The organism is Micromonospora sp. WMMD956 (assembly GCF_029626125.1).
Classification (GTDB): domain Bacteria; phylum Actinomycetota; class Actinomycetes; order Mycobacteriales; family Micromonosporaceae; genus Micromonospora; species Micromonospora carbonacea.
The window spans coordinates 7,340,032-7,365,020 of the sequence record NZ_JARUBI010000005.1; the positions used below are offsets into that span (position 1 = coordinate 7,340,032).

Sequence of the window (24,989 nt, forward strand, 5' to 3'; positions counted from 1 at the left end):
TAGGCCGGGTGGCCGCCGGCGCAGCGGTGCTGCGCCGGCGGCCACCCGGGGACCGGTCAGAGACCGGCCGCGTGGGCGGCGGTGGCGCCGCCGACCACCGGAAGAACGATCTTGCTGCTCTTCAGGGCGACCGTGATGTTCGCGGCGGTGGTGTCCGCCTGGCTGGAGTACTGCGGGTAGCTGGCCACGATGATCACGCCGATCCGGTGGCCCGGCTTGAAGACGTAGTCCTCCGGCAGCAGCGGGAAGGTGAAGTTGTACGACTCCCCCACCACCAGCGGCACGGCGGTGCGGATGGACTGCCGGTTCTGTGCGTCCATGATGCCCTTGGTGACCAGCTCGTTGTCGGCCGTGGCGACCCGCTTGGCGGTCTGCTTGTAGCAGCCGTCGTCGGTCGGGCTGTTCAGCCCCCAGCAGTCCTCGGTGGCCAGGGTGACGATGCCCTCACCGGAGGCCCGGTGCGCCACCCGCTCGTCGGTGCCGTAGTCGACCAGGATCGCCCCGAAGTTGGTGTCGGTCTGGTCGGCCGAGGCCCGTAGCTGCACCGTCGGCGTGCCCGAGATGTGCAGGGGCGCGGTCAGCGGCGCGGACAGGAACGCCAGCCGGTTCGGCTGCACCGTGTCCGGGTTGAGGATCATGGTGTTCTGGCTCTGGGTACGGCTGTCCTGGAACGCGCCGGTCGCCGGCTTGGCGGTCGGCACCAGCTTCAGGCCGCCCGCCCCGGTGGTGCCGGGCTGGAGGAACACCTCGGTGTCGGCCTTGCCGGGGATCGGCCAGTCGGCGTGGGTCTCCCACACGTCGGCGGCCCGCTCCAGGTCGACCCGGGGCTCGTCCATGATCCCGTTGGCCACCCCGTGCAGCCAGAAGTCGAACCACCGGTGCAGGGTGGACACCCAGACCGCGCGGCGCGAGTCGAACGGGTCGACGTGCCCCTCCTGGGAGAGCCACAGCTTGCGCGGGACGTTGTTCTCCGCCAGGGCGTACCAGAACTTGCTGAAGTGGTCCGGGCGGACGTTGTCGTCGTTGAGGCCGTGGTAGAGCAGCACGCTGGCGGTCATGTTGGGGACCTTCTTGACGTAGCTGCGCTCGTTCCAGAAGGCGGTGTAGTCGCCGTGCTCGTCGCCGTCGGCGGCGGCCATCGCGTCGCGCACCGGCTTGCAGTAGTCCCGCCGCTCCGGGTTGGTGACCGTGTTGGCCAGCGACGCCACGTAGCTGTTGCCCCGGGTGACCACCCCGTTGCTGCGCACGTAGTCGTAGTACTCGGTGGGGCCGCTGATCGGCACCACCGTGGTCAGGCCCTTGACGCCGGTCACCGCCGTCGCCATGGCCAGCGACCCGTCGTACGACTTGCCGATCATGCCCGACTTGCCGTTGTGCCAGTCGGCCGTGACCACCTCGCCGGCCGCGTTACGCGCGGTGGCCCGGCCGTTGAGCCAGTTGATCGCCTGCTTGGCGCTGAGATTGTCCTGGTTGGCGTTGGTGGTGGGGCAGCCGGTGGAGTTGTTGGTGCCCACCATGTCCAGCAGGATCACCGCGTAGCCGCGCGGCACGAAGTAGTTGTCGTAGAACAGCGGCCACTTGTCGAGCAGGCCGTCGCCGTCCAGGTCGGCCTTGCACTCGGACTCGTTGCCCCGGCAGACCGTCGAGTAGTAGGGGCTGGCGTCCATGATGACCGGCACCTTGAGCCCGTTCGCGGTGGCCGCCGGTCGCATCAGGTCGAACGCGATGATGTCGCGCAGACCGTCGTTGTCGCTGTCGAAGGTGGAGTCGATGAACAGGCGTTCCCGGATGGCGTCGGCGTAGCCGAACACCGGCTGGGTGACCCCGTCCTGGACCACGATCGCCGGTGCGTCCGACGCCGCCACCGCCCGTGGCGCCGCGCCCAGGGCGGCGAGCAGCACCGCGGACAGCACTGCCGCCCCGGCGCGGAGGGGTGTTCCCGTTGCAGCCATGCAGTCTCCTTGAATGTCCCGAGAACCGCACGCTATGGGCCGACCGACCGGCACCACCACCTGCACCTGTAGGAACTTTGCCCACCCCGCTCCGACGACGCCGACGCGCCGCGCCCGACGGCGGTGCGCCGCGCCGGTCAGTCCCGGTAGCCCCACTGCCGCAGCGGCTTGTCCAGCACCCGTTCCACGGCGGCGAGCTGCGCGTCGCCCAACTCCTCGTGGTAGGCGGCCTGCCGACCGGCGTGGAACCGGTACCGTCCGAAGCCCTTCTCGAACGCCGGCGACCAGTCCAGGTCGAGGAAGTCGAGCATCCGGGCCACCTCGCCGCGCGGGTCGGCGAGCAGGTCCTCGTAGCGCACGTCGAGCCACTGCGCCTCGGGGTGCGCCGCGCGTGCCTCGGCGAAGGAGTCCATCAGCAGCTTCCAGCCCAGCGCGGCGAGCACCGGGAACGACCTGTCGTACTCCTCCCACTCCCGGCGCAGGTCGGTCGGCAGCGGGCCGAGGAACCAGTTGTCCGGCCCGCGCCAGCCGTCCCACCAGCCCATCTGGAGCCAGGAGTTGGTCACCGCCCGGCCGTCGCGGACCACGTTGACCACCCGCAGCTCCGGGTAGCCGGCCCGCAGGAACCCGGTCCTCGGCCAACCGGTCACGTGGTGCAGCAGCAGCCGGCAGCCCTGCCGGGCGATCCGGGCGTCGAAGAAGGCGCGCAGCCGCCGCCGCAGGTACGGGGTGAGATCCTCGGCGGTCAGGTCCCGGCACGGGCGGGAGAACCCGGCGAGCACGTGCCGGTCCAGCAATCGGTACGCCTCCGACGGGGCGACCCGCAGCCGGCCCTTCTCCAGCAGCCGGCGGCTGTGCCGCAGCGACGTCATCCCTGCCGGACGCGGCGCCGACCGCCGGTACAGCGGGCCGTTGAACCGACCGGCCAGGTTGAGCCGGGACAGCTTGTCGTCGACGCCGGAGACGAACCCGACCCCGGGGTGCCGGGACAACAGCTCCTGCACCAGGGTCGACCCGCACCGCCCGGTGCCCACCACCACCGCCAACATCGCTCAGCCCTCCTCGTGCCGCGCCGGCCCCGACCGCCCGACGCCCACCGGCCGCCCGCCGGCCGCGGCCGGCCCACCCTGCGCGGGCCGCGCGTCCCCCGCCGGGTCCGGGCGGCCGCGCCGCCACGGGTAGCCGAACCGGCGCAGTCCCGCCGCGGTCAGCGCGGTGACCAGCGCGTACGACCAGCGGGACAGGTCGCGCCGCCACTGCACGTCGGCGGTGATCGGCACCGGGCCGGTCCGGTGCCGGGACGGGTTGCCGGCCACCGAGTGCGTCGGCGTCAGCCGGACCGTCGCCGGGCCGGTGAACGGGCCGCCGTCGGGGTCGGCCCCGGCGAAGTCGGCGATCCGGCGCAGCGTCGGCTCCGGGTCGGCGGTCAGGTCCTCGTAGCGCACCCGCAGGTAGCCCCCCGGGGCGCGGTCACCCCACAGCCGGACGGTCACGGTGTTCCACACCAGCCAGAGCAGGGCCGCCTTCCACACCGGCGGCCGGCTCATCAGCTCCGGATCGGTGTCGCCGTCCAGCCCCCGGCGGCGACGCCAGGAGAAGGCGGTGGCCCGGGGGTCGCGGACCAGGTGCAGCACCCGCAGGTCGATGCCGGGCAGCGCGGCGACCAGCGCGCCGTACGGGGGCAGCTTCGACGAGTCGACCACCACCCGGGCCCCGGTGTGCCGGGCCACGGCCGCGTACAGGCCGGCCAGCGCCGCGTCGTCGGGGTGCGCGGGCACCGGCCGGTCCCCCCGGCGGTGGCGACGCAGCAGCGCCGGCAGCCCGCGCATCCGCAGCCGGCCCCGCAGCCCGGCGGCGATCGTGGCGGCCCGTTCCACCGGCAGCTCCCGGCGCACCGCACGCCACAGCGGGCAGTCCCGCAGCGGCCGGCCGCAGCCGCAGGGCCGGTTCTCCACCTCGCCGCGCTGCCACAGGTAGCGCAGCTCCCCGGCGGCGAAGACCCCCGGGTACTGCCCGAGGACGGTGGTGACCAGGGTGCTGCCGCTGCGTCCGCTGCCGGCCAGGTAGAGCACCCGCACCGGCGGGTTCACACCGGCTCCCGCACGGTCCGCGCGGCGGTCGCGTAGACCTCCCGCAACCGGGTCAGGTGCGCCTGCGGGGAGAAGTCCCGCTCCACCCGCGTCCGGCCGGCCCGCCCCATCCGGTACGCCCGCTGCGGGTCGGCCAGCACCCGGGCCAGCCCGGCGGCCAGCGCGACCGGATCGTCGGCGGGCACCACCTCGCCGTCCACCCCGGCGGTGACCAGCTCGGGCAGCCCGCCCAGGTCGGAGGCGACCACCGGCACCCCGCAGCCGTACGCCTCCAGGACCGCCATCGGCTGGTTCTCGTTCCACCGGGACGGCACCGCCACCACCGTGGCCGAGCGGACCAGCTCGTGCAGCGGGGCCTTGTCCAGCCGGCCGTGGAAGCGGACCCGGCCGGGGGCCCGCCGCCGGGCCAGCTCGGTCAGCCCGGCGCGGGCCGGGCCGTCCCCGGCCACCTCCAGCACGACGTCGTCGGGCAGCCGGGTGAGCGCCTCGATGAGCACGTCGACGCCCTTCTCCGGGGCCAGCCGACCCGCGAAGACCACCGGCCCGCCGGGGGCCGCCTTCACCGCCGTCGCGGCGACGTCGACGAAGTGCGGCACCACGTGCATCCGGTCGGGGAAGACACCGGCCCGGCGCATCACGTCGGCCAGGAACCGGCTGGGGCTGACGAACGCCTGCACCGGCCCGTACGCCCGGGTGGCGCGGTGCAGCCAGGACTCGACGGCCAGCAGCGAGCTGGCCCCGAACGAGCCGTCCTTGCAGCGGCGACGGGCCGCGCGCAACGGACCGCCGGTCACGCAGGCGTCGCAGACCGTCCCCCGGTCGAGCATCTGGTAGCTGGGGCAGGCCAGCTTGTAGTCGTGCAGGGTCATCACCGCCGGCACCCGGGCGGCCCGCACCGCGGCCAGCACCGACGGGGAGAGCTGGTGGTAGATGTTGTGCAGGTGGACCACGTCGGGCCGGAACTCGGCGAGCACCCGGGCCAGGCCCCGCCGGCTGGCCGGCGACCAGATCATCCGGGCCGCCACCGCCGCCCGGGGGCCCGCGCCGCGCGGCGCCGGGTCCAGCTCCACGTGGGAGGGGAAGTGCCGGGCGTACGGGGTGGGGGCGTCGTTGTCCGGGTGGGTCATGCCGAAGAAGGCCACCTCGTCGCCGTCGCCCCGTTGCAGCTCGGCGACGTCGAGCAGGTAGCCCTCGGCGCCGCCGCGCCGGTAGAGGAACTTGTTGACATGGAGGACACGCATCGGCCCGCTCCGGGGGTGGCTGCCGCGGTTCGTCGGGGTCCAGGGGTGGGGTGGTCGCCCCGGACGGCAGCGGTGACCAGGGGCCCCACCGTATGCACCAGCCACGTCGTGAGTCCAGCTCATGATCCCCAAGCTGACCACACGGCCCATCGCCGGTCGACCACACGGCCACGTGGCCAGCCACGATGATCTGCCGGTACCGTGTGCCCCACCCCGCCTGACGTGCCCGAGGAGGACCCGGTGCCGCACCCCGACGAGCCCTCGGCGCTGGCGTACACCGCCCGGCGGGTCCGTCGGCACCTGCGCTGGGCGCGCACCGAGGGCGTCCGGCGGCTGATCGAGGAGGACCGGCTCGACCCGGTCGACCGGGCCCGCACCGCGCTGGCGAAGTGGCGCTGGCGGCGGGCCCATCCCGGGCCGCCCGGCCGGGCCGTCCCGGTCTACCTGGTGGGCCTGCAACGCTCCGGCACCAACATGCTGACCCGGGGGCTGGACGCCGACCCGTCGGTGGAGGTCCGCAACGAGAACGACCGGGCCGTGTTCCACCGCTTCCGGCTGCGCCCCGACCCGGTGCTGGCCGCCGTCATCCGCCGCAGCCGGCACCGGTACGTGCTGGTCAAGCCGCTGTGCGACACGCACCGGGTGGACGAGCTGCTCGACCTGGCCGGGGTCGCGCCGGGGCGGGCGCTGTGGGCGTACCGGGACGTCGACGACCGGGCCCGCTCCGAGGTGGCGAAGTTCGGCGACGCCAACCTGCGGGCGCTGCGGGCGATCGCCGACGGCACGATCGGGGACCGCTGGCAGGGGCAGCGCCTGGACGCGCCGACGCGGGACCTGGTCGCCGGCTTCGACTACGACCGGATGACCCCGCACACCGCCGCCGCCCTGTTCTGGTACGTGCGCAACTCGTTGTACTTCTCCCTCGGGCTGGCCGACCGCCCGGACACCCTGCTCTGCTCGTACGACCTGCTGGTCGCCGACCCGGCGGGGTCCACCCGGCGGCTGTGCGCCTTCCTCGACCTGCCGTACGACCCGGTGCTGCACGCGCACGTCGGCGCGCGCACCCCGGCGCGGCCCCGGCTGGAGATCGACGCCCGGGTACGGGCGCTCTGCACCACCCTGGCCGGGCGGCTGGACGCGGCGGCCGGCCGGCGGGAGGCGGTGGAGCATGGCTGAACCGCACATCCCGGCGGCGGGGGCGGGGGCGGCCCGGGGGCCGATCTTCCTGGTCGGCTGCCAGCGGTCCGGCACGACGATGCTGCGGCTGGTGCTGGACTCGCACTCCCGGGTCAGCTGCGGCCCGGAGACCCGCTTCCTGGCCGACATGCAGCGCATCGTCGGGCGGGACTGGGAACGGCTGGCCCGCTTCGGGTTCCCCCGGGAATACTGGCTGGGCCGCATCGCCGACTTCTTCGGCGGCATCCAGGCCGACTACGCCCGGTCCCGGGGAAAGACCCGCTGGGCCGACAAGACCCCGCTCTACGCGCTCTCCATCGACTTCCTGGCCGAGGTCTTCCCCGACGCGCAGTTCGTGCACGTCGTGCGGGACGGCCGGGACGTGGTGGTGTCGCACCGCAAGCGGTTCGGCTACTGGTCGGCGGTGAAGTGCGTGGTGAAGTGGCCGCGCTACATCCGCGTCGCCCGCGCCGCCGGGGCCCGGCTGCCGGCCGACCGCTACCACGAACTGCGCTACGAGGAGACGGTCACCGACCCGGAGAAGGCCATGCGGGGCCTGTTCGAGTTCCTCGGCGAGCCCTGGGAGGCGGGCGTGCTCGACTACGACGGCAAGCAGCACGACGTGGCGGGCAAGTACACCGCCGAGGCGGACCGTCGGCGGGCCGCCGCCGGCACCGACGCCCCGATCTACGGCTCCCGGGTCGGCACCTACCGCCGGGAACTGGACCCCTTCCTGCGGGTGCTGGTCCGGATCTTCTCGGGTGCCACCCTGCGCGAACTGGGCTACCGGTGAGCCGCCGGACCGGGCGGCGGGCGCTGCTCGCCGGGGTGGCGCTGGCCGCCCTGGTCGCCGGGGCGGCCTGTTCGGACGAGCCCGCCCCCCGCCCGGCCCCGTCGGCGACCGGCCCGTCGGCGGCCACCCCGTCGGCCGGCGCCACCGGCGCGCCACCGGCCGGCGCGCCGGCCCGCAACCCGTTCGGCGCGCACTGGGACTGGTCCCGCCACGACCAGTTCGTGCCCTACCTGGAGAAGCTCTCCGGCTCGGCGACCTACCACGAGCTGAGCTGGTGCGACATCGAGAAGACCCAGGGCAGCCCGGACTTCTCGGCGGTGGACCGGATCGCCGAGCGCAGCCGGCAGCTCGGCATCACCCTGCACCTGAAGATCCGCACCGGGGTCTGCTGGGCCACCGGCGGGACGGCGAAGTTCACCCGGGGGCAGGCCAACAAGACCGAGTCGGCGATGCCCCGGGACCTCGCCGCCTACCAGGGGTTCGTCCGCGCCCTGGTGCAGCGGTACGCCCCGTACGGGGTCCGCGAGTACGCCATCGAGAACGAGGTCAACGCGCAGCAGTACTGGGCCGGCAGCCCCGAGGACTACCGCCGGCTGGTCACCGCCGCCGCCGAGGCGATCCGGTCGGCCGACCCGCAGGCCAAGGTGGTCGACTCGGGCATGAGCAGCGTGGCGTACGGAATGGGGGTGGCCGACCGGCTGTTGCGCGCCGGGCAGCCGGACCAGGCCGTCGCCGCCTACCAGGCGTACTTCCAGCGGCGGATCGGCACCCGGGGGCGGCTGATCCCGGCGGTCGCCGACCCGGCGGCGTTGCGCGCGGCGCTGGACAACGCGCAGAACTCCCGCAACCTGGCCTACCTGGCGGTCACCGAGAAGCTGCTCGACGACCGGGTGGTCGACGTCCGGCAGCTGCACTTCTACGAGCACTTCTCCGGGGTGCCGGCGCTGCTGGACTACCTGCGCGCGGAGACCCCGGCCGGGGTGCCGGTGCAGGCGTGGGAGGTCGGCCAGTTCTGGAAGGACGGCGCGGACGACGCCGCGGCCCGGGGCGACGAGATGGTCAAGGTGGTCGGTCAGTTGGTCGCCGGGGGCGTCCACGAGGTGCTCTGGCTGCCGCTGGCGTACAACCCCGACAACCGGGCCGGGGCGGAGGTCCGCTACGGCCTGCTCGACCCGGACGGCACCCAGCGGCAGGCCGGCGCGATGATGGCCGCCCTGGCGGCGGCGGCCCGGGACGCGACCGTCGAACCCGTGAACGCCAAGGGGCTGACCGGGGTGGCGTTCCGCCGGGGCGCGGAGAGCACCCTGGTGGTCTGGTCGACCTCCACCAACACCGTGTCGTTGCCGGCCACGGCCGGGGTGACCGGCGGCCCGGTCGGTGCCGACCCGACCGCCCGCACCGGCGCGCTGCCGATCGGGCCGAGCCCGGTGCTGCTGCGCGCGAAGGGCGCCCCGGCCGACGTCCTCGCCCCGATCCGCTGACGCGGTGGCCGTTCACCAGGTGCGGGGCCAGCCGAGCAGGGCGGCGAGGCGGGCGTTGTGCGGGGCGAACCCGGCGGACAGCTCGGCCCGCAACTCGGCGGTGAGCTGGGACGGGCCGCTGTCCGCCCGGCGGGTGTGCCGGGCGAACTCCGCCGGGGTGTACGGGGCCAGCCCGAGGAACCGCAGCACGCCCGCGTAGGTGGTCGCCGGGTCGGCGTACAGGTCCTCGCTGCGGATCACGTGCAGCCGTTCGGCGGGCAGGTGGGCGTACCAGCGGTCGAGCTGTTCGGCGTAGCGGCCCCGGGCGGCGTAGGAGAAGTTGCGCAGCGCGTGGTGGGCCGCCGGGGTCTCCGGCCCGTCGGCCAGCGCCGCGGCCAGCCGCCCCGGCTCGGCGGCGAGCGCCTCGGCGAAGCCCAACGGCTCCAGCCCGTACGAGCGGGTGTGCAGGTAGTGCGAGTAGGCCCGCTCGACCGGGTCGCGCAGCAGCGCCACGAACCGGGCCTCGGGCAGCGTCGCCGCCACCCGGGCCGGCACGCCGGGGTGGAACAGGTAGTAGGGGCTGGCCTCGAAGCTGCGGCGGCCGGGGGCGGCCGGTGGGAAGTGCGCCCGGTACCAGCGCGGCCCCCGACCGTAGTGCAGGCTGAAGAACTGGAGTTCCTTGCCGGTGGCGGCCCGCACGTCGGGGTGCGCGGCGAGGTAGTGGTGCAGCGAGGTGGTGCCGCACCGCTGCCCGCCGATGATCAGGAAATCGGGCAGCGCGCCGACCGGGCCGGGCCGCGCCGCCCGCGCCCAGGCGCGGGTGCCGCGTACCATCCGGCGCAGCCGGTCCACGGTGGCCCGCCGCGGCCCCGCGCTCACCGCGACACCGCCCGGCCGGCCTCGTCGACGGCCGGGGCCGGATCGTCCCCGGCGGCGTCGGGCGGGCCGCCGCGACGGCGTCGGCGGGCCAGGGTGCGCAGCACCATCACGTCCTCCCGGCTGAGGCCCAGCGCCAGCACGGTCCCCAGGTAGACGGCCACGATCGCGGTCAGCCCGGCGGCCGGCCGCCCCGGCCAGCCCGGCACCAGCCAGCGCACCAGCAGGCCGGCGAGCAGCGCGGCGACCCCGGCGGCCAGCCCCTTGGCCATCCCGACCGTGAACGGCAGCGCGCCGGTCAGGTGGCGGACCTGCACCACCCGGGCGACGTTGACCACGATCAGCGAGGCGCTCCACGCCGCCGCCGCGCCGACGATCCCGTACGCCGGGATGAGCCACAGGTTGAGCAGCACGTTGAGCAGCAGGGCGACCAGGTTGTCGGCCATGTTGAGGGCCACCCGGCCGGACATGTTCAGCACCGTGCCACACGGGCCGGTGGCCGCGTTGACGAGCTGGCCGAGGGCGAGGACCACGGTCACGGCCGCGCCGGTGGCGACCTCGCCGCCGAAGACGCGCAGCAGGTCGCCGGGGAGGACCAGCAGCGCCACGAACGCCGGCAGCGACAGCCGGACGACCCAGCCGGTGGCCACCGCGTAGACCCGGCGGACGTCGTCGAGGTCCCCCCGGTGGTAGAGGTGCGCCAGGTACGGCCCGAACGCGGCGTTGACCGGCGCGAGGACGAAGATGGCGACGGTGACCAGCCGGGTGGCGACGTTGTAGACGCCGATGTCCGGGTTGGCGAAGAAGCCGAGCAGCAGGGTGTCGACCCAGATCAGCCCGGTCGACGACAGCGACGACACCCAGCTGACCGTGGAGAAGCGGAACAGCTCCCCCGGGCGGTGCACCGGGCGGGCCGGCGGCACCCGGCGCACCAGCCGGCCCAGCGCCAGCAGGGCGAGCAGGGCGGCCGACCAGCCGGCCACCACCAGCGCCCAGAAGGCCCCGGTCAGCCCCGCCCCGGTGACCAGGGCGAGCGCGGTGAGCAGCAGCCGGGCGCCCGGCTCGTAGAGCTGGCCGATGAAGGTGAACGGCCGCTGGGTGCGCCAGCCCCGGGTCGCCGCGAGGGCCGCCTCGCAGACCGTCGAGGCGGGCAGGGTGAGCGCGACCAGCCGCAGGCCGGTGACCAGACCCGGGTCGTGCAGCCGGTCGGCGAGCCAGGGCGCGCCCGCCGCCAGCGCCCCGGCCAGGACGACCGACGAGCCGGCCGAGACGGCCAGTCCCAACCGGATGGTGCCGCGCAGCGCCGGGGCGTCCGCGTCGGCCAGGTGCACCGCCACGAACCGGGTCAGCCCGGCCCGGAACCCGGACAGCGACAGCAGCCCGGCCAGCGACAGCACCGCGTAGCACTGGGCGTACCGGCCGACCTCCCGGATGCCCAGCACCCGCGCCAGCAGCAGCATGATCAGGAAGACCGCCGCCTGGCTGAGCAGGGCGCCGAGCAGGTTGAGCCCGCCGCCCCGGGCCATTCCCCGGACGTGCTGGTCGCCCCGCGCGGAACCTTCCGGCACCCCCGCCTACCGGTGCCGGGAGTTCTGCTCGGGCACGCCCGCCGTGACCGCCGGCAGCACCACCGTGTCGTCGCCGCCGCGCCGCCCACCGGGCGGGGCCGCCCGACCGACGGCCGACGGCTGGCCGGCCCGGCGGCTGCGCGACAGCCACTCCAGCACCGCGACCAGGAGCACGGCCAGCAGCAGACCGGCGCCGAGCACCGGGAGCACCAGGCCGACCAGCGCCTTCACCCGGGACACCGGCTGCACCTCGCCGACGCTGGTCACCTTCTCCGGGTCGGCGGCCTGGGACTGGGCGCGGGCCTGTTGCAGCCGCTGCCGGGCCGAGGCCAACGCGCTGGTGGCGCTGTCCCGCTGCGCGATCAGCGCCTGGTAGTCGGGCAGCTTCGGGCCGAGCCCGTCGAGCCGCTTCTGCCCGGCGCTGATCGACTCGGCGGCGGCGTTGGCCCCCCGGGTGTTGCCGACCGCCTCCATCTGCAACTGCTGCTGCCGCAGGCTGGCGATCTCCTGGAGGGTCGACTGGTAGAGCTTGTCCGGCTGGCTGACCTTGTTGGCCTTCTCCCAGTCGTTGATCGCCCGGGTGGCGGTGGTCAGCTCGTCGGTGGCCGTCTTCACCTCGTCGGTGGCGATGCCGACCTGGCTGGCGAAGAGGAAGGCCAGGGCCCGCTTGCCGGTCGCGGCGAGCACCGGGTCGACCGTGGACCGGTCGGCGGCGGTGTAGGTCACGGTGAGCTGGCTGCTCGCGCCGACCTGCTTGACCGCCAGCCCGTCGCGCAGCGTGTCGGCGGGCACCCCGGTGTCGGCCGCCACCTGGCCGACCACCTGCGGGGAGGTCACCGCCGCGGCGAAGGCCGCCGCGAACTGGCTGGCCGCCTGGGTGCCGGTGTACTGCTGGGCCGCGCTGCCGCCGACCAGGGCGGGCGCGGCGACGTACGAGGTGGCCGCGTACTGCTGCGGGCCGAGCAGGACGACCAGCGCGGCCGCCGCCCCGGCCACCAGCGGAATGCCCACCAGCAGCCAGAGTCGACGCCGCGCGACCCGCAGATAGTCGACGATCTCCACCCTGCCGCTCCCCACTGCTCGTTGCTTCATCGGTTGTGCCACCCGGTGCCCACCGGTCGGGGCGTCGCCACCCGGGTCGGCTCGGCCGGTAGCCCCCGGGCGACCGCGCCGGCTGCCGCGGCGAACGCCGCGAAGTACCACAGGGTGACCACGTTCGAGATCACGTTGGACGCCGCGCTGACCGCGACGAAGGCGACCGCGCAGCCCAGGAACCCGATCGCGATCCCCCGGCCGAGGCTCCCCGGTGGGGCCCGGCGCAGCGCGTTCAGCCCGGTGTGCAGGCACAGCGCCAGCATCGCCAGGTACGCCAGCAGCCCGGCCAGCCCGGTCTCCACGTACGCGCGCAGGAAGTCGTTGTGTGGCTTCTTCGCCTCGTCGGCCTCGAACTTGGTCATGTTGGGGCCGATCCCGGTGACCGGGTTGCGGTTGGCCAGCGACACGATCTCCGACCAGTAGCCGACCCGCCAGGCGAGGGTGTTGCCGGTCGGGCCGCCGCCCACGGCGGTGCTGTCGGCGAGCTGCCCGAAGCGGTGCGCCACGCTCGGCAGCAGGGCCACCCCGGCCACCGCGACCAGGCAGAGCGCCACCAGCATCCGCCGGCTGCGGTGCAGCACCGCCACCACCAGCAGGCCCAGCCCCGCGCCGAGGATCGCGCTGCGGGTGTTGGTGAGCAGCAGGAACAGCAGCGACGCGGCGAGCAACGCGCCGAGGCCGAGCCGGAGCCGGCGGCCCAGGTAGCGGTGGATGCCGAACCCGAAGATCACCATGAACATCAGGTAGCGGCCGAAGGTGGTGGACTGGCCGAACGGCCCGCTGATCCGGGTGAAGCCCCCCTTGACCTCGGCCGGTGGGTGGCCGAGCAGGGACAGCACGACGGTGTAGCCGACCGCCAGCGCCAGCGAGGCGTACGCGGCGAGCAGCACCCGGCGGACCGCCGGCAGGTCCGGCATCAGTTGTTCCAGGACCACGAACATCACCACCACGGTGCCGATCCGCAACGCCTCCAGGGCGCTGGGCACCGGCTGGGCGGCCCCCGCCGCGCTGACCAGGGAGGTGGCCCCGACCAGCAGCATCGCCACGCCGAGCGGCGAGCCGCGCAGCCGGCCCCGCTGGCGTAGCTGGGCGGCGAGCCAGAGCCCGGCGGCGAGCAGGAACAGCACCGCGAGGATCGTCGACGGGTCCATCGCCCGGGTCGCCGCCGCGCCGTCGGCCCGGCCGGCCGTCGGGCCGCTGAGCTTGAACAGGTCGACGCAGGAGCGGACCGCCAGCATCAGCAGCACGTACGCCGCGAACCGGGTCAGGGCGAGCACGCCGACGGCCAGCCCGGCGAGGACCGCCAGGGGCAGCACCGCGCCGACCCGGCCGCCGCCGGTGGCGGCCAACCCGACGGCGACCGCCGCCACGGCGCAGAGCAGGGCCGCGCCGACGGTCAGCAGGCGGGCGGTCGGATCACCGGCGGCCCACCGTCGCCGCCCGCCGTCGGGCAGGGCGAGGTCACTCTCCGTGCCGTGTCGCTGTCCGTCCACCGCTCGCCGACCACTCGTTTCCAGGGAACTATTGCCGGTCGCCGCCGACGGCCGGAGGAACGGCCTAATCTAACGGTCGCCGAGGTCGGGGGGCATGGGCCGTTACGCCGACCGTGGGCGACCCAACGTCCGGTTCCCCCCGGCGGGGGGCGCGCAGGGCCAGCGAGAAGTAGAGTTCCTCCAGCTCACGGGCGGCCGCGTCCCAGCTGTACTCGGCGAGCACCCGGTCCCGCAGCAGCGCGGCGCCGGCCCGTTCGGCAGGCAGGTCGGCGGTCACCGTGTGCAACGCACGGCGCAGGTCGTCGACGTCGCCGTCGCGGAACAGCCGCTGCCCCGGGCCGTCGCGGTCGAGCATCTCGCGGTGGGGTTCGATGTCGCTGGCCACCACCGGCAGGCCGTACGAGGCGGCCTCCAGCACGGTCAGCGGCAGCCCCTCCAGGCGGGACGGCTGAACGAAGGCCGCCGCGTGCGAGTACAGCTCGGCCAGCACGTCGCCGTAGACGAAGTCGGTGAACACGATGCGCGGGTCGTCGCCGGCGGCGGCGCGGAGCTGGGCGACGTACCCGTCGGTGAAGGCCGAACCGCCGACGATGGCCAGCCGCAGGTCGGTCGGCAGCTGACGGAACGCCCGCACGAGCAGGTCGGCGGCCTTCTCCGGGACCAGCCGGCCGACCAGCAGCAGGTAGTTGCCGGGGCGCAGGCCGAACCGGGACAGTTCCCGGGGCGGCAGGTGGGTGGGGGCGACCACCCCGTTGGGGATGTAGCGGGCGGGCCGGCCGAACCGGCTGGCGTAGTGCGCGGCCAGGCCCCGCGACACGGTCACCCGGGCGTCGGGCAGGTGCCCGCTGAGCCGGTACGCGGTGCCGAGCACGGCCTGCGCCGCCCGGCCCCACTTGTCGCGCTGGTTGTCCAGCCCGTGCACGGTGAGCACCACCCGGGCGCGGGAGGCGTACCGGGCCAGCGGCGCGGTCAGCACCGGGCCGAGGCCGTGGTAGTGCACGATGTCGGGGCGCTCGGCCAGCGCCGCCAGGGTGGAGGTGGCCGAGTGCACGATGGCGTCGAGGTGTTTGCTGGGCACGGTGCGGGCCCGCCGTAACCGGATGCCCCGGTGCCGGGTCTCCTCGACCGCGCCGTAGCTGTCCCGGCAGTAGACGGTCACCTCGTGGCCGAGGCCGGCCAGCCGGCTGGCCATCTCCTCGACGTGCCGTTCGATCCCCCCGTAGGTGGCCGGCACGCCCTTCTGGCCGATCATCGCCACCCGCAGGGGACGCCAGCCCGGCGGGCAGGTGACGCCCGGCCCCGGGCGGTCGGGGCGGGGCTGTCCCCCTCGGTCGGCGGCATCGTTACGGAACGGCACGGTCCCCCCTCGTTTTCGCTGCGTGCCGGGGCGGGGCGTGGCCCCCGGGCGCACGGGACGCTAGATCATCGACGGTCGGCCGGCCACTGGCCGGTCAGTCAGACCTGGCCGGCCACCGTCGCCACCGGCCGGGTCGGGCACCTGCGGGTGCCGCCCGGCCGGGTGCCGGTGGCCGCCCCGGTGCCGGTGCGACGCCGGGAGGACGGAGTCTCCGTCCTCCCGGCGTCCGGGTGGTGACGTCAGGAGGTCGGGCCGCCGAACTCCACCCAGTTGAGGTTGAACAGGCTGGTCGTGGGTCCGCCGGAGACGGGCTTGAAGACCAGGTAGAGGGCGTGCGTGCCGGCCGCCTGGCTGACCGGGAAGGTCTGGCTGGCCCAGGCGCTGGTGCCGGTGGTCGCGTTGAGCGTCGCGCTGGTCACCAGCTCACCGGTCGGCGAGTCGAGCCGCAGCTCGACGATGCCGCGCGGGGTTCCGGCGGTGGCCGTGGAGCCACCGGCGTACCGGAAGGTGATCGAGTCGATCCCGCCCAGGTTGATCGGGTCGAGCGCGATGTGGTCGCCGTTGTCGATGCCGGACACGTGCTGGCCCCCACCGGCGTCGGTGGTGTTCGCCAGGGTGACGCCCTGCTGCACCTGGGCGAACTCGGCCTGCTGCCGGAAGGTCTGCAGGACCACCTGGTCGAGGGAGGACAGCGCCGGCTGGCCGTTGGCGCCCTTGTCGGTGTAGGTGGCGCTGATCGCGCCGTACAGGTAGCCACCGGCGTGGTCGGCGCCGTCGGCCGGGGTCTCGAAGGAGCCCGAGCAGCCGTTGGCGTCGCTCATGCCGTGGCCGTGGGTGTCGTGGCCCAGCACGAACGAGACCGTGACCCGGCTGCAGTCGATCGGGCCGTCCTCGGGGTCGGTCACGGTGACCGTCCACGGCACGGTGTCGCCCCAGTTGAAGAAGGTGCCGGACAGCGGCGAGGTGACCTTCACGGTGGGCGCGGTGTTGCCCACCGTGATCTCGCGGGTGAGCACCGCCGTCTTGCCGCTGGAGTCGGTGACCGTCAGCTTGGCGGTGAAGACCCCGTTGGTGGTGTAGGTGTGCGACGCGTCCCGCTCGGTCGAGTCGGTGGTGCCGTTGCCGTCGAAGTCCCAGGCGTAGGTGATGGTCTCACCCGGGTCCGCGTCGTAGGAGCCCTCGGCGGAGAACTGCACGGTCAGCGGCGCCTGGCCCGAGGTCGGGCTGGCCGACAGCTCGGCCACCGGCGCCCGGGTGCCCTTGGCGTAACGGATCACCGACAGCGCGGCGTCCGGGTTGGCCCGGAAGAAGCCGTCGCCGTACTCCAGCAGGTAGAGGTTGCCGTCCGGGCCGAACTCCATGTCCATCGGGTTGTCGAAGACGAAGCCCGGCAGGAACTGCTCCACCCCGACCAGCTTGCCGCTGCCGTTGGTGCGCATCATGAAGATCTTGTCCCGGGTGAACTCCCCGAAGACCACCGCGTCGTGGTAGTACTCCGGGAACTTGGTCTCGGAGGCCAGCGCGGCGTCGTACTTGTAGACCGGGCCGCCCATCGGGCCCACGCCGCCGGTGCCGAGCACCGGCCACTGGAACTCACAGGTGCCGGGCGGGTTGGCCAGGTACGCCTCGGCGCAGGTGGTGGTGGCCCGGAAGGTGTAGTTGAGCTGCGGGTCCTGCACCGGCGGGAGGACCCGACGGCCGGTGTTGCGCGGCGAGTCGTTCACCGGCGCAGCGCAGTTGAACGCGCCCTTGGACTCCTTGGTGACGAAGTCGTAGTCGATGTACGGCAGCGTCGGCGAGTAGCAGTACGGCCAGCCGAAGTTGCCGGCCTTGTTGGTGGCGATCCACCGACCGGTGCCCTCCGGCCCTCGGGCCGGGTTCGGCACCTGCGAGTCCGGCGAGTAGTCGCCGATGTAGACGAAGCCGCGGGAGTCCACGTCGAAACGGAACGGGTTGCGCAGACCCATCAGGAAGATCTCCGGGCGGGTCTGGTCGTCGCGGTCCTCGGACTCGGGGAAGAGGTTGCCGGCCGGGATGCTGTACGACCCGTCCGCCTTCACCTTGATCCGCAGCACCTTGCCCCGCAGGTCGTTGGTGTTGCCGGCGGACCGCTGGGCGTCGTAGCCCGGCCCCTGCGTCGGCGACTCGTTGATCGGGGTGAAGCCGTCCGAGCCACCGGCGTTGGTGTCGTCACCGGTGACCAGGTAGAGCAGCCCCTTGCCGTCGAACTTGATCTCACCGGCGACGTGGCAGCAGATGCCCCGGTCGGTGTCGACCTTCATGATCTTCTGCTCGCTGGCCAGGTCCAGGTGCGGGGTCGGCTCCTCCACGAACTTGAACCGGGAGAGCTGGTTGTGGCCCTTGTAGACGTCCCACGCGGTCGGGTCGGTGCTGGTCGCCGGCGCGTCCGTGGTGGGGGTGTCGAGCTTCGGCGCGTAGTAGGCGTACACCCACCTGTCGGTGGCGAAGTCCGGCCCGATGGTGACCGACTGGAGGCCGTCCTCGTCGTGCTGGTAGACGGGGATGGTGGTGATCACCGGGCTGGCGCCGGTCTCCGGGTCGTACAACCGGATCTCACCCGCCCGGGTGTTGTGCAGCACCCGGCCGTCGGGCAGCACCGACAGGGTCATCGGCTCGCCCGGCTCGTCGTTGAGGATGACCTTCTCGTAGTTGGCCTTGACCGTCGCCCCGCAGTCCCCCTCGACGATGCCGGCCGACCACTGGATCGCGCCGAGCAGGTGCTTGCGGAACACGCCGTTGGCGTACGTGTCGGCGGAGTCGCCGAGCCCGGTGTAGAACGACCGGCCGCCCTGGAAGTCCTTGCACCAGGAGATCGGGTGGTCGTAGCCCATGGTGCCACCGGTGAACGTCTTCTCGTCCACCGTGGCCAGCACGTGCGCGGTGCCCCGGACGTTGGTGGTGAAGTTGTACCACTGGTCGTTCAGGCTGACCTGCCGGGCGAGCGGCTTGCTCGCCGGGTGCGCCCGGTCGGCCACGTCGATGCTCGCCGGCCCGCTCGACGCGGTGCCGGCGGCGGTGGTGCCGACGATGTCGCGGTAGAACGTCCACGACGGTTCGGCCTCGACCGCGGCGTGCACGCCGAGGTAGCCACCACCGTTGCGGATGTAGCGCTCGAAGGCCGCCTCCTGGCTGCTGTTGAGCACGTCGCCGGTGGTGTTGAGGAAGACGACCGCGCCGTAGCTGGCCAGGTTGTCGTCGGAGAACGCGGTCGAGTTCTGGGTGACGTCGACCGTGAAGCCGTTGCCGTTGCCCAGGGTGCGGATCGCGTTGACGCCCTTGTCGATCGACGGGTGACGCTCACCGTCGGTCTTGGTGAACACCAGGACGCTGGTCTTGTCCTGGGCCGGCTGGGCCAACGCCGGGGCGGCCGCGGCGAGCGGGACGACGATCCCGACCCCTGCGATCGCGGCGAGCCATCGGTGTGCCGATCTTGCCATCTGGTTCCTCCGGTGGGGGGACGATGTGCTGCCTGCTCCGGGCGGGTCGCCGGGGCCACCCGGGTGGTCTGTGCCGCGTCTCGCTCTCCGGTGGGGTCGGGACGACGCCGTCCCGGCCCCGTGCGGTTCGCCGACCGGGGAGCTGCGTGCGGCCTGGGCCCGTGCCGGGGCGCGCGGCAGCGCGGCCCGGGGTCACGGGTCGGAAGAGGTGACGGGCTACGGGGGCGGTGCGCCCGGTCGCCGTCCGGGGCCGCCGGGCGGCGCGGACGGTCGGGGCGGGGCCCGGGAGAGGTGGCGGTCACGTCGGGGGACGCGACCGCCACCTGGGTGCCGGCGGCGGTGCGGCCGGCGGTGCCCGGCTACGGCCGGCGGGCGGTCAGTCGTTGGTGTAGATGGTCAGGTCGGCCATGTTGGCGTAGCTGAGCCGGGCGAAGTCCAGCGACTGGCCCGGGTTGGCGGTGCCGCCAGGGGCGGTGTCCATCTCCCAGTTGGCGTGGTGGAAGTCGGACTCGCCGATGGTCTGGAAGAACTGCTGGAAGTTGATGTCGCCCTCACCGAGCGGGATCATCTCGTAACCGTTGGGCAGCGCGGTGTTGCGGTTGCCGTCCTTGGCGTGGAACAGCGGGAAGCGCTTGGTGCGCCGGGCCACGTTCAGGATCGGGTCGAACAGCGAGGTCTTCTGCTGGCCGGCCGAGTTGGTGTACGTGGTGTGCTTGTGCCGGGCCACGTACGCCCAGTAGATGTCGCACTCGAAGAAAACGTACTTCGGGTCGGTCTTGGCGAAGAAGTACTCCAGCCGGCGCACGCCGGAGGAGCGGGTGGGCTTGCCGTTGGCGTCCAGCGGGCCGCTGTCGAGCAGGAACGAGTAGGCCACGTCGTGGTTGTGGGTGTAGAGGCGCATCTTGCGCTCCTTGGCCTGCCGGCCGAGCTCGTTCCACAGGTCGGCCGCGGCGTCCCAGTCGGACTGGTACGCGCTGTTGGTCGGGTCGCTGCCGGTGCCGATGTTCTTCATGCCGAGTTCCTCGGCGATGTCCAGCTGCTGCTGGAAGGTGGCCGCGTTGATCGACGTGTGGGTGCCGTTGGCGACCAGCCCGTTGTCGTCCAGGATCTTGCGGATCTCCGTCGGGGTGATCTGCCGACCGAGGATCGAGGTGTGCTGGTTGTAGCCGGCGAACTCGATCTCCTTGTAGCCCATCTCGGCCAGGCTGGCGAGCACCCGCTCGAAGCCGTAGGGCACGCCGCTGTCGTCGGGGGCGGCGGAGATCCGGTCCCGGACGCTGTAGAGGATGATGCCCCGGTTCTGCGCCGGGATGAGCGGGTCGACCCGCCACTTGCCGTCCGCGCGGGCGGGACCGTTCGTCTGGAGCACCGGCAGGCCGGCCGCGCCGAGCACGGCGGCGGCGCCGGCCGACGCGGCCAGCAGCCGACGGCGGGTGACCTGGGCGCGGTACTGGGGGTCGGCGGCCATACGGCGCTGATCCTCGTTCACAATTTCCACCTTTCGAAAGCGGCCCTGCGGACCGTGGAGACGTGCGAAGTCCTGCTAGGAGGGTCGAAGGACCTGCGCCGCCGAATACGCGTGGCCCGGTAGATGGCTGGTCGATCAAGGGGTGATGTCAACCGTGTTACGTCCGTGAACCGGACACTAACGGTGGCCGACGGCTAAAGATAGACCTCGAACGGAGAAACTTTTGTTCGCGCGAACAGAAGTTCCCGATGGTCGGCGGGGAGCGGCCGGACGGTCGCCCGCACCGGCCTCCCCCGTGGATCCACCGGCCCCCACCAGCGCGAACACCGACCGCGACGGAGACGGGAGACCCCAGGCACGCCGCAGGGCGCAGCGTCGACCTCCCGTCGGTTCGACGCCACGCCCGCACGGGCCGGCGGGGGCCGGCCGTCCTCACCCGGGGCGGCTACCCGGATCCGGCCAGCACCAGTTCCCCGAGCCGCTGCTCCAGCGCCGCCGCGTCCAGCCCACCGGGCCACCCGCGCAGCAACGCGCCGCCCTTGGCGACCAGCACGACGGCCGGTGGTTCCCGCACCGCGTACGACCGCCAGATCGTCTGCTGCTCGTCCACGACGACGGGATACTCCACCCGGTGCGCACGCAGGTAGTCCTGCAACTCGTCGGCCTGGTCGGCGCCCGCCACCCCGACGAAGACCACCCGGTCCCGGTGGCGGCGGGCGAGGTCGCTCAGCGCGTCCTGCCGGTCGACGCAGGTGGTGCACCAGGAACTGAAGAAGGTGAACACCACCGGCCGGTCGGCCCAGATCCGGGCGGCGGTGAGCGGGGTGCCGTCGGTGAGCGCGCCGGTGAACGCGGGGGCGGCCGGCGCGGTGCCGGGCGCCGGGCGCAGCGCCAGGTCGGCGGGGACCGGGCCGGGCAACGTCGACGCGCCGCCGGCGAGCGCCGGTGCGGGCTCGGCGGCCGGCCGGGCGGTGCAGCCGACCAGCGCCAGCACCACCAGCAGCGGCGCGAGCAGCCGCCGCCTCACGTCGGCACCACCGCCACCAGCGCCGGACCCTCGCTGGTGTCCGGGGTCAGGTCGAGCGCCGGCCGGCCGGCCACCTCCAGCCGGTACCCGGCCCGCTGCGGCACCTGCACCGGCACCGCGAACTCGCAGTAGGTCGGCACCCGCTCCACCCCGAGGTCCTCGGCGAAGGCGGCCACCGCCGTGCCCGCCGGCAGCGTCCCGGTGACCAAGGCCGCGCCGTCCGGGTCGAGCAGCCGGAACGGCGCCCGGTGGTGGAAGTACAGGTACGGGCCGGTGCCGGCGCAGTCCACGCCCTCGGCCCGGATGTTGATGTCGCGGACCAGCACCCGGACGGTGGTCTGGGTGACCGCCTCCGGTTCGGCGTCGGGGCCGCCGCAGCCGGTGGCGCCGGCCAGCAGCAGGATCGCCAGCGCGCCGACACCGCGGCGGGCGCTCGTGGTCAGCCGCACGTGGTCTCCTCCCACCCGCGCCGTGGGTCCGTGGCGGCCTGCGCCACCACGGACCCACGGCGTCGGTCGATTCCGGTCAGGACTTCTCCACCCGGCACTGCTTGGTCACCGTCTTCGACGGGTCGCTCTCCGAGGTCGCGGTGAGCTTGACGAAGCCGGTGTCCGCCGCGGCGGCGGTGGCCCCCACCGACACCCGGACGGTGGTGGACTTGCCGAACTGGGCGGTCGCCAGCGGGTTGGGCAGCCAGGTCCGCCAGCCCTTGCCGGCCACCTCCGCCGAGAGCCGGTAGACGTCCGACTTCAGGTACGCGGTCGCGTCCTCCGGGTGCTGCTGCCCACCGGCGGAGTAGACGCCGCTGTTGGTCAGCTCGAACGAGCAGGTCACGCCCCGGTTGGTGGGCTTGCCGGTGCTGGTCACCTCGCCCTTGCCCAGGGTCACGCCGTGCGTGCTCGGGCCCCCGGTGCCGTCCAGCGACCGCACCGCCACCGTGTACGACAGCGAGCCGGCCGAGTCCCGCTTGAGGTCGATGATGTAGAAGTGCAGCCGGTTGGCCTCGTCGACGTACTCGTACTGGCTGCCGGTGTCCGCCCCGGCGTGGAACAGCGCGTCGGAGAGCTGCCGGTAGTCACCCATGGTGATCTTCTGCGGGGTGCCGTCCGGCCGGTAGAAGTCGATCATGTCGATGTCCTGCGGGTTGGCGTCCACCACCCACTGGAACGGCGCGCTGTCGGCGTTCTTGGTCTTGCTCAGCAGCACGCCCCGGTCGGGGGTGAACGAGTCCGCCCCCATCCGGTCGACGACCTCGACCGTGTAGTTGTTGAAGCTCCCGCCGTCGCACAGCGGGTTCGTGGCGACCGTGCAGGCCGGCGAGAGGTCCTTGTTCAGGGCGATGTTCACCCCGGTCAGCCCCTTCGGGCCGGCGTCGACCGCACGGGCGGTCACCTGGGCGACGACCAGGCCCGAGGAGGCCAGCGCCTCCCGGGACAGCCGCAGCACGTGCTCCTCACCGAGCAGGCCGATCTTGAGCTTGTCCCGCACGGTGTGCAGCGAACCCATCGAACCGCCGTTGGTCGGCGGGATCTGCCAGCGGGTGTGCGGGCCGCCGGGTCCGTTGAACGACCCGCGCGACATCATGCTCCAGATGCCGGTGTACGCCCTTCGTAACGGCTCGCCGTACGGGTTGTTGTAGTTGTCGCCGATGCCGAGCAGGTGGGTCAGCTCGTGGGCGTACACCCCCATGCCGGAGCTCTCCCCCTGGGTGGAGGAGCCGGAACCGGCGTTGGGCCACAGCGTCGCCGCCGCCTTCCAGGAGGTCCACTCCACGTAGCGGGTCTTGGCCCAGTTCGGCAGGTTCGGGTCCGGCGGGCCCCAGGAATCCGGCACGTCCTCCTTGTTCTGGAAGATCATCTGCCCGAACTCCTGCCAGGTGGACGACTCGTCCTGCCCGGCGCTGAGGATGAAGACCAGCTCGTACTGGTTGGCGACCTCGTCACCGACCGCCGCCCGCCAGGCGCCCAGCCCGTCGGTGCGGATGTTCTTGTTGCAGGTGTCCCCGCTCGGGCAGGCGCCGGGGTTGAAGCTGTTGTCCAGGCCGTACTGGTAGGACTTCGCCGGCATCTGGTACGGCCCGAACCCGGCCAGGTCCACGCCGTAGCGCCCGTTGGAGTCCTGCATCCAGTACTCGTGCAGGGTGTGCCCCTTGTTCAGGGTGTTCGGGGTGTTGAGGAAGTCCTGGTAGAACTTCGGCACGTCGGCGCGGGGGATGTTGGCCGCGACCGACTGGGGGTTGCCGAAGACCGTCGAGCGGGCCCGCTGGGAGACCGCGAACGTCTGGTCGGGATAGTCGAGCGCGACCAGGGCGATCTTGAAGTTGCGGATCGAGCCCCGCACACTCGGATCGGCCCAGTTCTTGCCGGGAACCGCCTGGTAGTCGTCCCAGGTCATGGTGTCGGGGTTCTGCCAGGCCTGCGGGTCGAGGACCTGGAACGGCGCGGTGCCGCCGGCCGGATTGGCCGGGGCCGCGGCGGCCTGCGTCGAGGCGGTCGCCACGAGCGTGCCGGCCAGGACCGCGGCCAGCACGCGACGCCGCAGTCGGGGGGTGTTGCGGGGAGCACGGTGCACGGGTTCACCTCTCGTCGGGAGGGACGCGGCCGCCCGTGACCGGTGTCCCGAGGGATGGCCGCCGGGACAGCCGTGCACCGGGCCGCGCAGCGAATCTAGGAGGACGGGCCGGGGCGGGTCACCGTGCAGATGTCGGCAGGTGAACCGGCGGCTTCCGACACCTGAAGGACCGGCGTCCGGTCGCGACCGGCCGGGGCCCCGGGCCGGACCGGCCGGCCCGGCCCGCCGGCGCGCCCCGGGCACCGGCCGGAGCAGCCCGGACGGTTCAGCGGGAACGGCCGTCGGCAACCGGATCGATGGTGACGGACAGGGCCCGGACCAGGTCCCGGCGCAGCCGGGCGGCGACCGGCGGCGGCAGCGGGCCGCGCGGCGGGCGGCACCGTCCACCGAACCGCCCGGCGCAGTCCATCGCCAGCTTGATCGCCTGCACCGCCTCCGGCCGGGAGCCCCAGCCGAACGCCGGGTGCAGTTCGGCGTAGAGCGGCAACGCGCGGGCCAGGTCACCGGCGGCACAGAGGTCGTAGAGGCGCAGGGCCTGCCGGGGCAGCGCGTTGGACAGGCCGGCGACCCAGCCCCGGGCCCCGCACAACACGAGTTCCAGCAGCACGTCGTCCGCGCCGGCCAGCACGTCCACGTGCGGGCAGAGGTCCCTGATCCGGTGCACCCGTCGGACGTCACCGGAGAACTCCTCGACCGCGACGATCCCGTCGGTTTCGGCGACCCGGGCGAGCAGCTCCGGGGTGAGGTCCACCCGGGTGTCGTACGGGTCGTTGTGTGCCACCACCGGCAGCCCGACGGCCGTCACCTCCCGGTAGTGGGCGACCACGTCGGCGTCGCCGGCAGGGTAGCCGTCCGGGGGCGGGGCGAGCACCCCGTGGGCCCCGGCGGCGGCGGCCTGCTCCGCCCAGCGGCGGGACTGCCGGCTGCCGTACCCGCCGACGCCGGGCAGCACCGCGCAGCCGGGCGGCGCGGCCTGCACCGTCGCCCGCACCACGTCGGCCCGCTCGTCGTCGGACAACGCCCGGTACTCCCCCACCGACGCGCACGGGGTCACCCCGTGGCACCCCGCCTCGGCCAGCCAGCGCACGTGCTCCTGGAGCCGGTCGAAGTCGACGGCGAGGTCGTCGCGGAACGGTGTGGTGACGGCGACCAGCACCCCCCGCCAGGGCCTACCAGCTGTCACTCGGGCGTTCCCTCCTGCGCGCCGGCGGCCCGCTGCCCACCGCACCGGAACCTTACGATCGGCGATCACGGCGGCGCTTCGGACAACTGCCGGAACAGTCGCCCCGGGGGCCGTCCTTTTGTCGGTAGATCCCCGGTGGACCTTGCGCCCGGGGCCACCGGCCGCAGAGGGTAGGGCACCG

At 73.6% G+C, this 24,989-nt stretch carries 18 protein-coding genes; 3 read left to right on the forward strand and 15 right to left on the reverse strand.

The features are described from left to right. Positions 1-56: 56 nt before the first annotated feature. The 4 genes from O7628_RS31765 to O7628_RS31780 all read right to left on the reverse strand — a co-directional run bounded on the left by O7628_RS31765 (position 57) and on the right by O7628_RS31780 (position 5,283). A complete protein-coding gene (locus O7628_RS31765; RefSeq protein ID WP_278136025.1) occupies positions 57-1,952 on the reverse strand; it encodes a CocE/NonD family hydrolase in 1,896 nt (631 codons plus the stop codon). Between the two features lie 137 nt (positions 1,953-2,089). After that, complete coding sequence (locus O7628_RS31770; protein ID WP_278136026.1) at positions 2,090-3,001, reverse strand: sulfotransferase; 912 nt, start codon at positions 2,999-3,001, stop codon at positions 2,090-2,092. Between the two features lie 3 nt (positions 3,002-3,004). Beyond that, positions 3,005-4,042, reverse strand: coding sequence for a sulfotransferase (locus O7628_RS31775; RefSeq protein ID WP_278136027.1), 1,038 nt, complete (start codon positions 4,040-4,042; stop codon positions 3,005-3,007). Beyond that, positions 4,039-5,283: a glycosyltransferase gene (locus tag O7628_RS31780; RefSeq protein WP_278136028.1), complete on the reverse strand. Its 1,245-nt coding sequence runs from the start codon at positions 5,281-5,283 to the stop codon at positions 4,039-4,041. Before O7628_RS31780 ends, O7628_RS31775 begins: the two co-directional genes overlap by 4 nt. Positions 5,284-5,505: 222 nt before the next feature. Here O7628_RS31780 and O7628_RS31785 point away from each other — a divergent pair, with 222 nt between their 5' ends. From O7628_RS31785 to O7628_RS31795, 3 genes are read left to right on the forward strand one after another with little or no spacing between them, the layout of a single operon-like run. Continuing rightward, positions 5,506-6,459 carry a hypothetical protein gene (locus O7628_RS31785; RefSeq protein WP_278136029.1) on the forward strand — a complete coding sequence of 318 codons (954 nt, stop codon included), beginning with the start codon at positions 5,506-5,508 and terminating at the stop codon, positions 6,457-6,459. Next, positions 6,452-7,252, forward strand: a complete 801-nt coding sequence (locus tag O7628_RS31790; protein ID WP_278136030.1) for a sulfotransferase — start codon at positions 6,452-6,454, stop codon at positions 7,250-7,252. Before O7628_RS31785 ends, O7628_RS31790 begins: the two co-directional genes overlap by 8 nt. Continuing rightward, positions 7,249-8,733, forward strand: coding sequence for a hypothetical protein (locus tag O7628_RS31795; protein ID WP_278136031.1), 1,485 nt, complete (start codon positions 7,249-7,251; stop codon positions 8,731-8,733). Before O7628_RS31790 ends, O7628_RS31795 begins: the two co-directional genes overlap by 4 nt. A 12-nt stretch (positions 8,734-8,745) precedes the next feature. Here the strand turns inward: O7628_RS31795 and O7628_RS31800 are convergent, their stop codons facing one another. The 11 genes from O7628_RS31800 to O7628_RS31850 all read right to left on the reverse strand — a co-directional run bounded on the left by O7628_RS31800 (position 8,746) and on the right by O7628_RS31850 (position 24,808). Beyond that, entirely contained in the window at positions 8,746-9,591 is an 846-nt protein-coding gene (locus O7628_RS31800; RefSeq protein ID WP_278136032.1) for a sulfotransferase, read from the reverse strand. Next, positions 9,588-11,156 carry an oligosaccharide flippase family protein gene (locus O7628_RS31805; RefSeq protein ID WP_278136033.1) on the reverse strand — a complete coding sequence of 523 codons (1,569 nt, stop codon included), beginning with the start codon at positions 11,154-11,156 and terminating at the stop codon, positions 9,588-9,590. The genes O7628_RS31800 and O7628_RS31805 overlap by 4 nt, the downstream gene beginning before the upstream one ends. Positions 11,157-11,162: 6 nt before the next feature. Continuing rightward, a complete protein-coding gene (locus tag O7628_RS31810; RefSeq protein ID WP_278136034.1) occupies positions 11,163-12,218 on the reverse strand; it encodes a Wzz/FepE/Etk N-terminal domain-containing protein in 1,056 nt (351 codons plus the stop codon). Positions 12,219-12,244: 26 nt separating this feature from the next. Beyond that, positions 12,245-13,744, reverse strand: a complete 1,500-nt coding sequence (locus tag O7628_RS31815; protein ID WP_278136035.1) for an O-antigen ligase family protein — start codon at positions 13,742-13,744, stop codon at positions 12,245-12,247. Between the two features lie 64 nt (positions 13,745-13,808). Beyond that, positions 13,809-15,101 (reverse strand): glycosyltransferase family 4 protein, encoded by a 1,293-nt coding sequence (locus O7628_RS31820; RefSeq protein WP_278136036.1) that lies wholly within the window; start codon positions 15,099-15,101, stop codon positions 13,809-13,811. A 239-nt stretch (positions 15,102-15,340) separates the two neighbouring features. Continuing rightward, the gene (locus tag O7628_RS31825) at positions 15,341-18,559 is read right to left on the reverse strand and encodes a ThuA domain-containing protein (RefSeq protein ID WP_278136037.1); all 3,219 of its coding nucleotides are present in this window, start codon (positions 18,557-18,559) and stop codon (positions 15,341-15,343) included. Positions 18,560-18,935: 376 nt separating this feature from the next. Then, positions 18,936-20,027 carry a sugar phosphate isomerase/epimerase gene (locus O7628_RS31830; protein WP_278136038.1) on the reverse strand — a complete coding sequence of 364 codons (1,092 nt, stop codon included), beginning with the start codon at positions 20,025-20,027 and terminating at the stop codon, positions 18,936-18,938. A 445-nt stretch (positions 20,028-20,472) separates the two neighbouring features. Next, a complete protein-coding gene (locus O7628_RS31835; RefSeq protein WP_278136039.1) occupies positions 20,473-21,054 on the reverse strand; it encodes a TlpA disulfide reductase family protein in 582 nt (193 codons plus the stop codon). Then, positions 21,051-21,503, reverse strand: a complete 453-nt coding sequence (locus O7628_RS31840) for a hypothetical protein (protein ID WP_278136040.1) — start codon at positions 21,501-21,503, stop codon at positions 21,051-21,053. The genes O7628_RS31835 and O7628_RS31840 overlap by 4 nt, the downstream gene beginning before the upstream one ends. Positions 21,504-21,579: 76 nt before the next feature. Further along, positions 21,580-23,625 (reverse strand): M6 family metalloprotease domain-containing protein, encoded by a 2,046-nt coding sequence (locus O7628_RS31845; protein WP_278136041.1) that lies wholly within the window; start codon positions 23,623-23,625, stop codon positions 21,580-21,582. A 265-nt stretch (positions 23,626-23,890) separates the two neighbouring features. Next, the gene (locus O7628_RS31850) at positions 23,891-24,808 is read right to left on the reverse strand and encodes a dihydrodipicolinate synthase family protein (RefSeq protein ID WP_278136042.1); all 918 of its coding nucleotides are present in this window, start codon (positions 24,806-24,808) and stop codon (positions 23,891-23,893) included. Between the last annotated feature and the right edge of the window lie 181 nt (positions 24,809-24,989).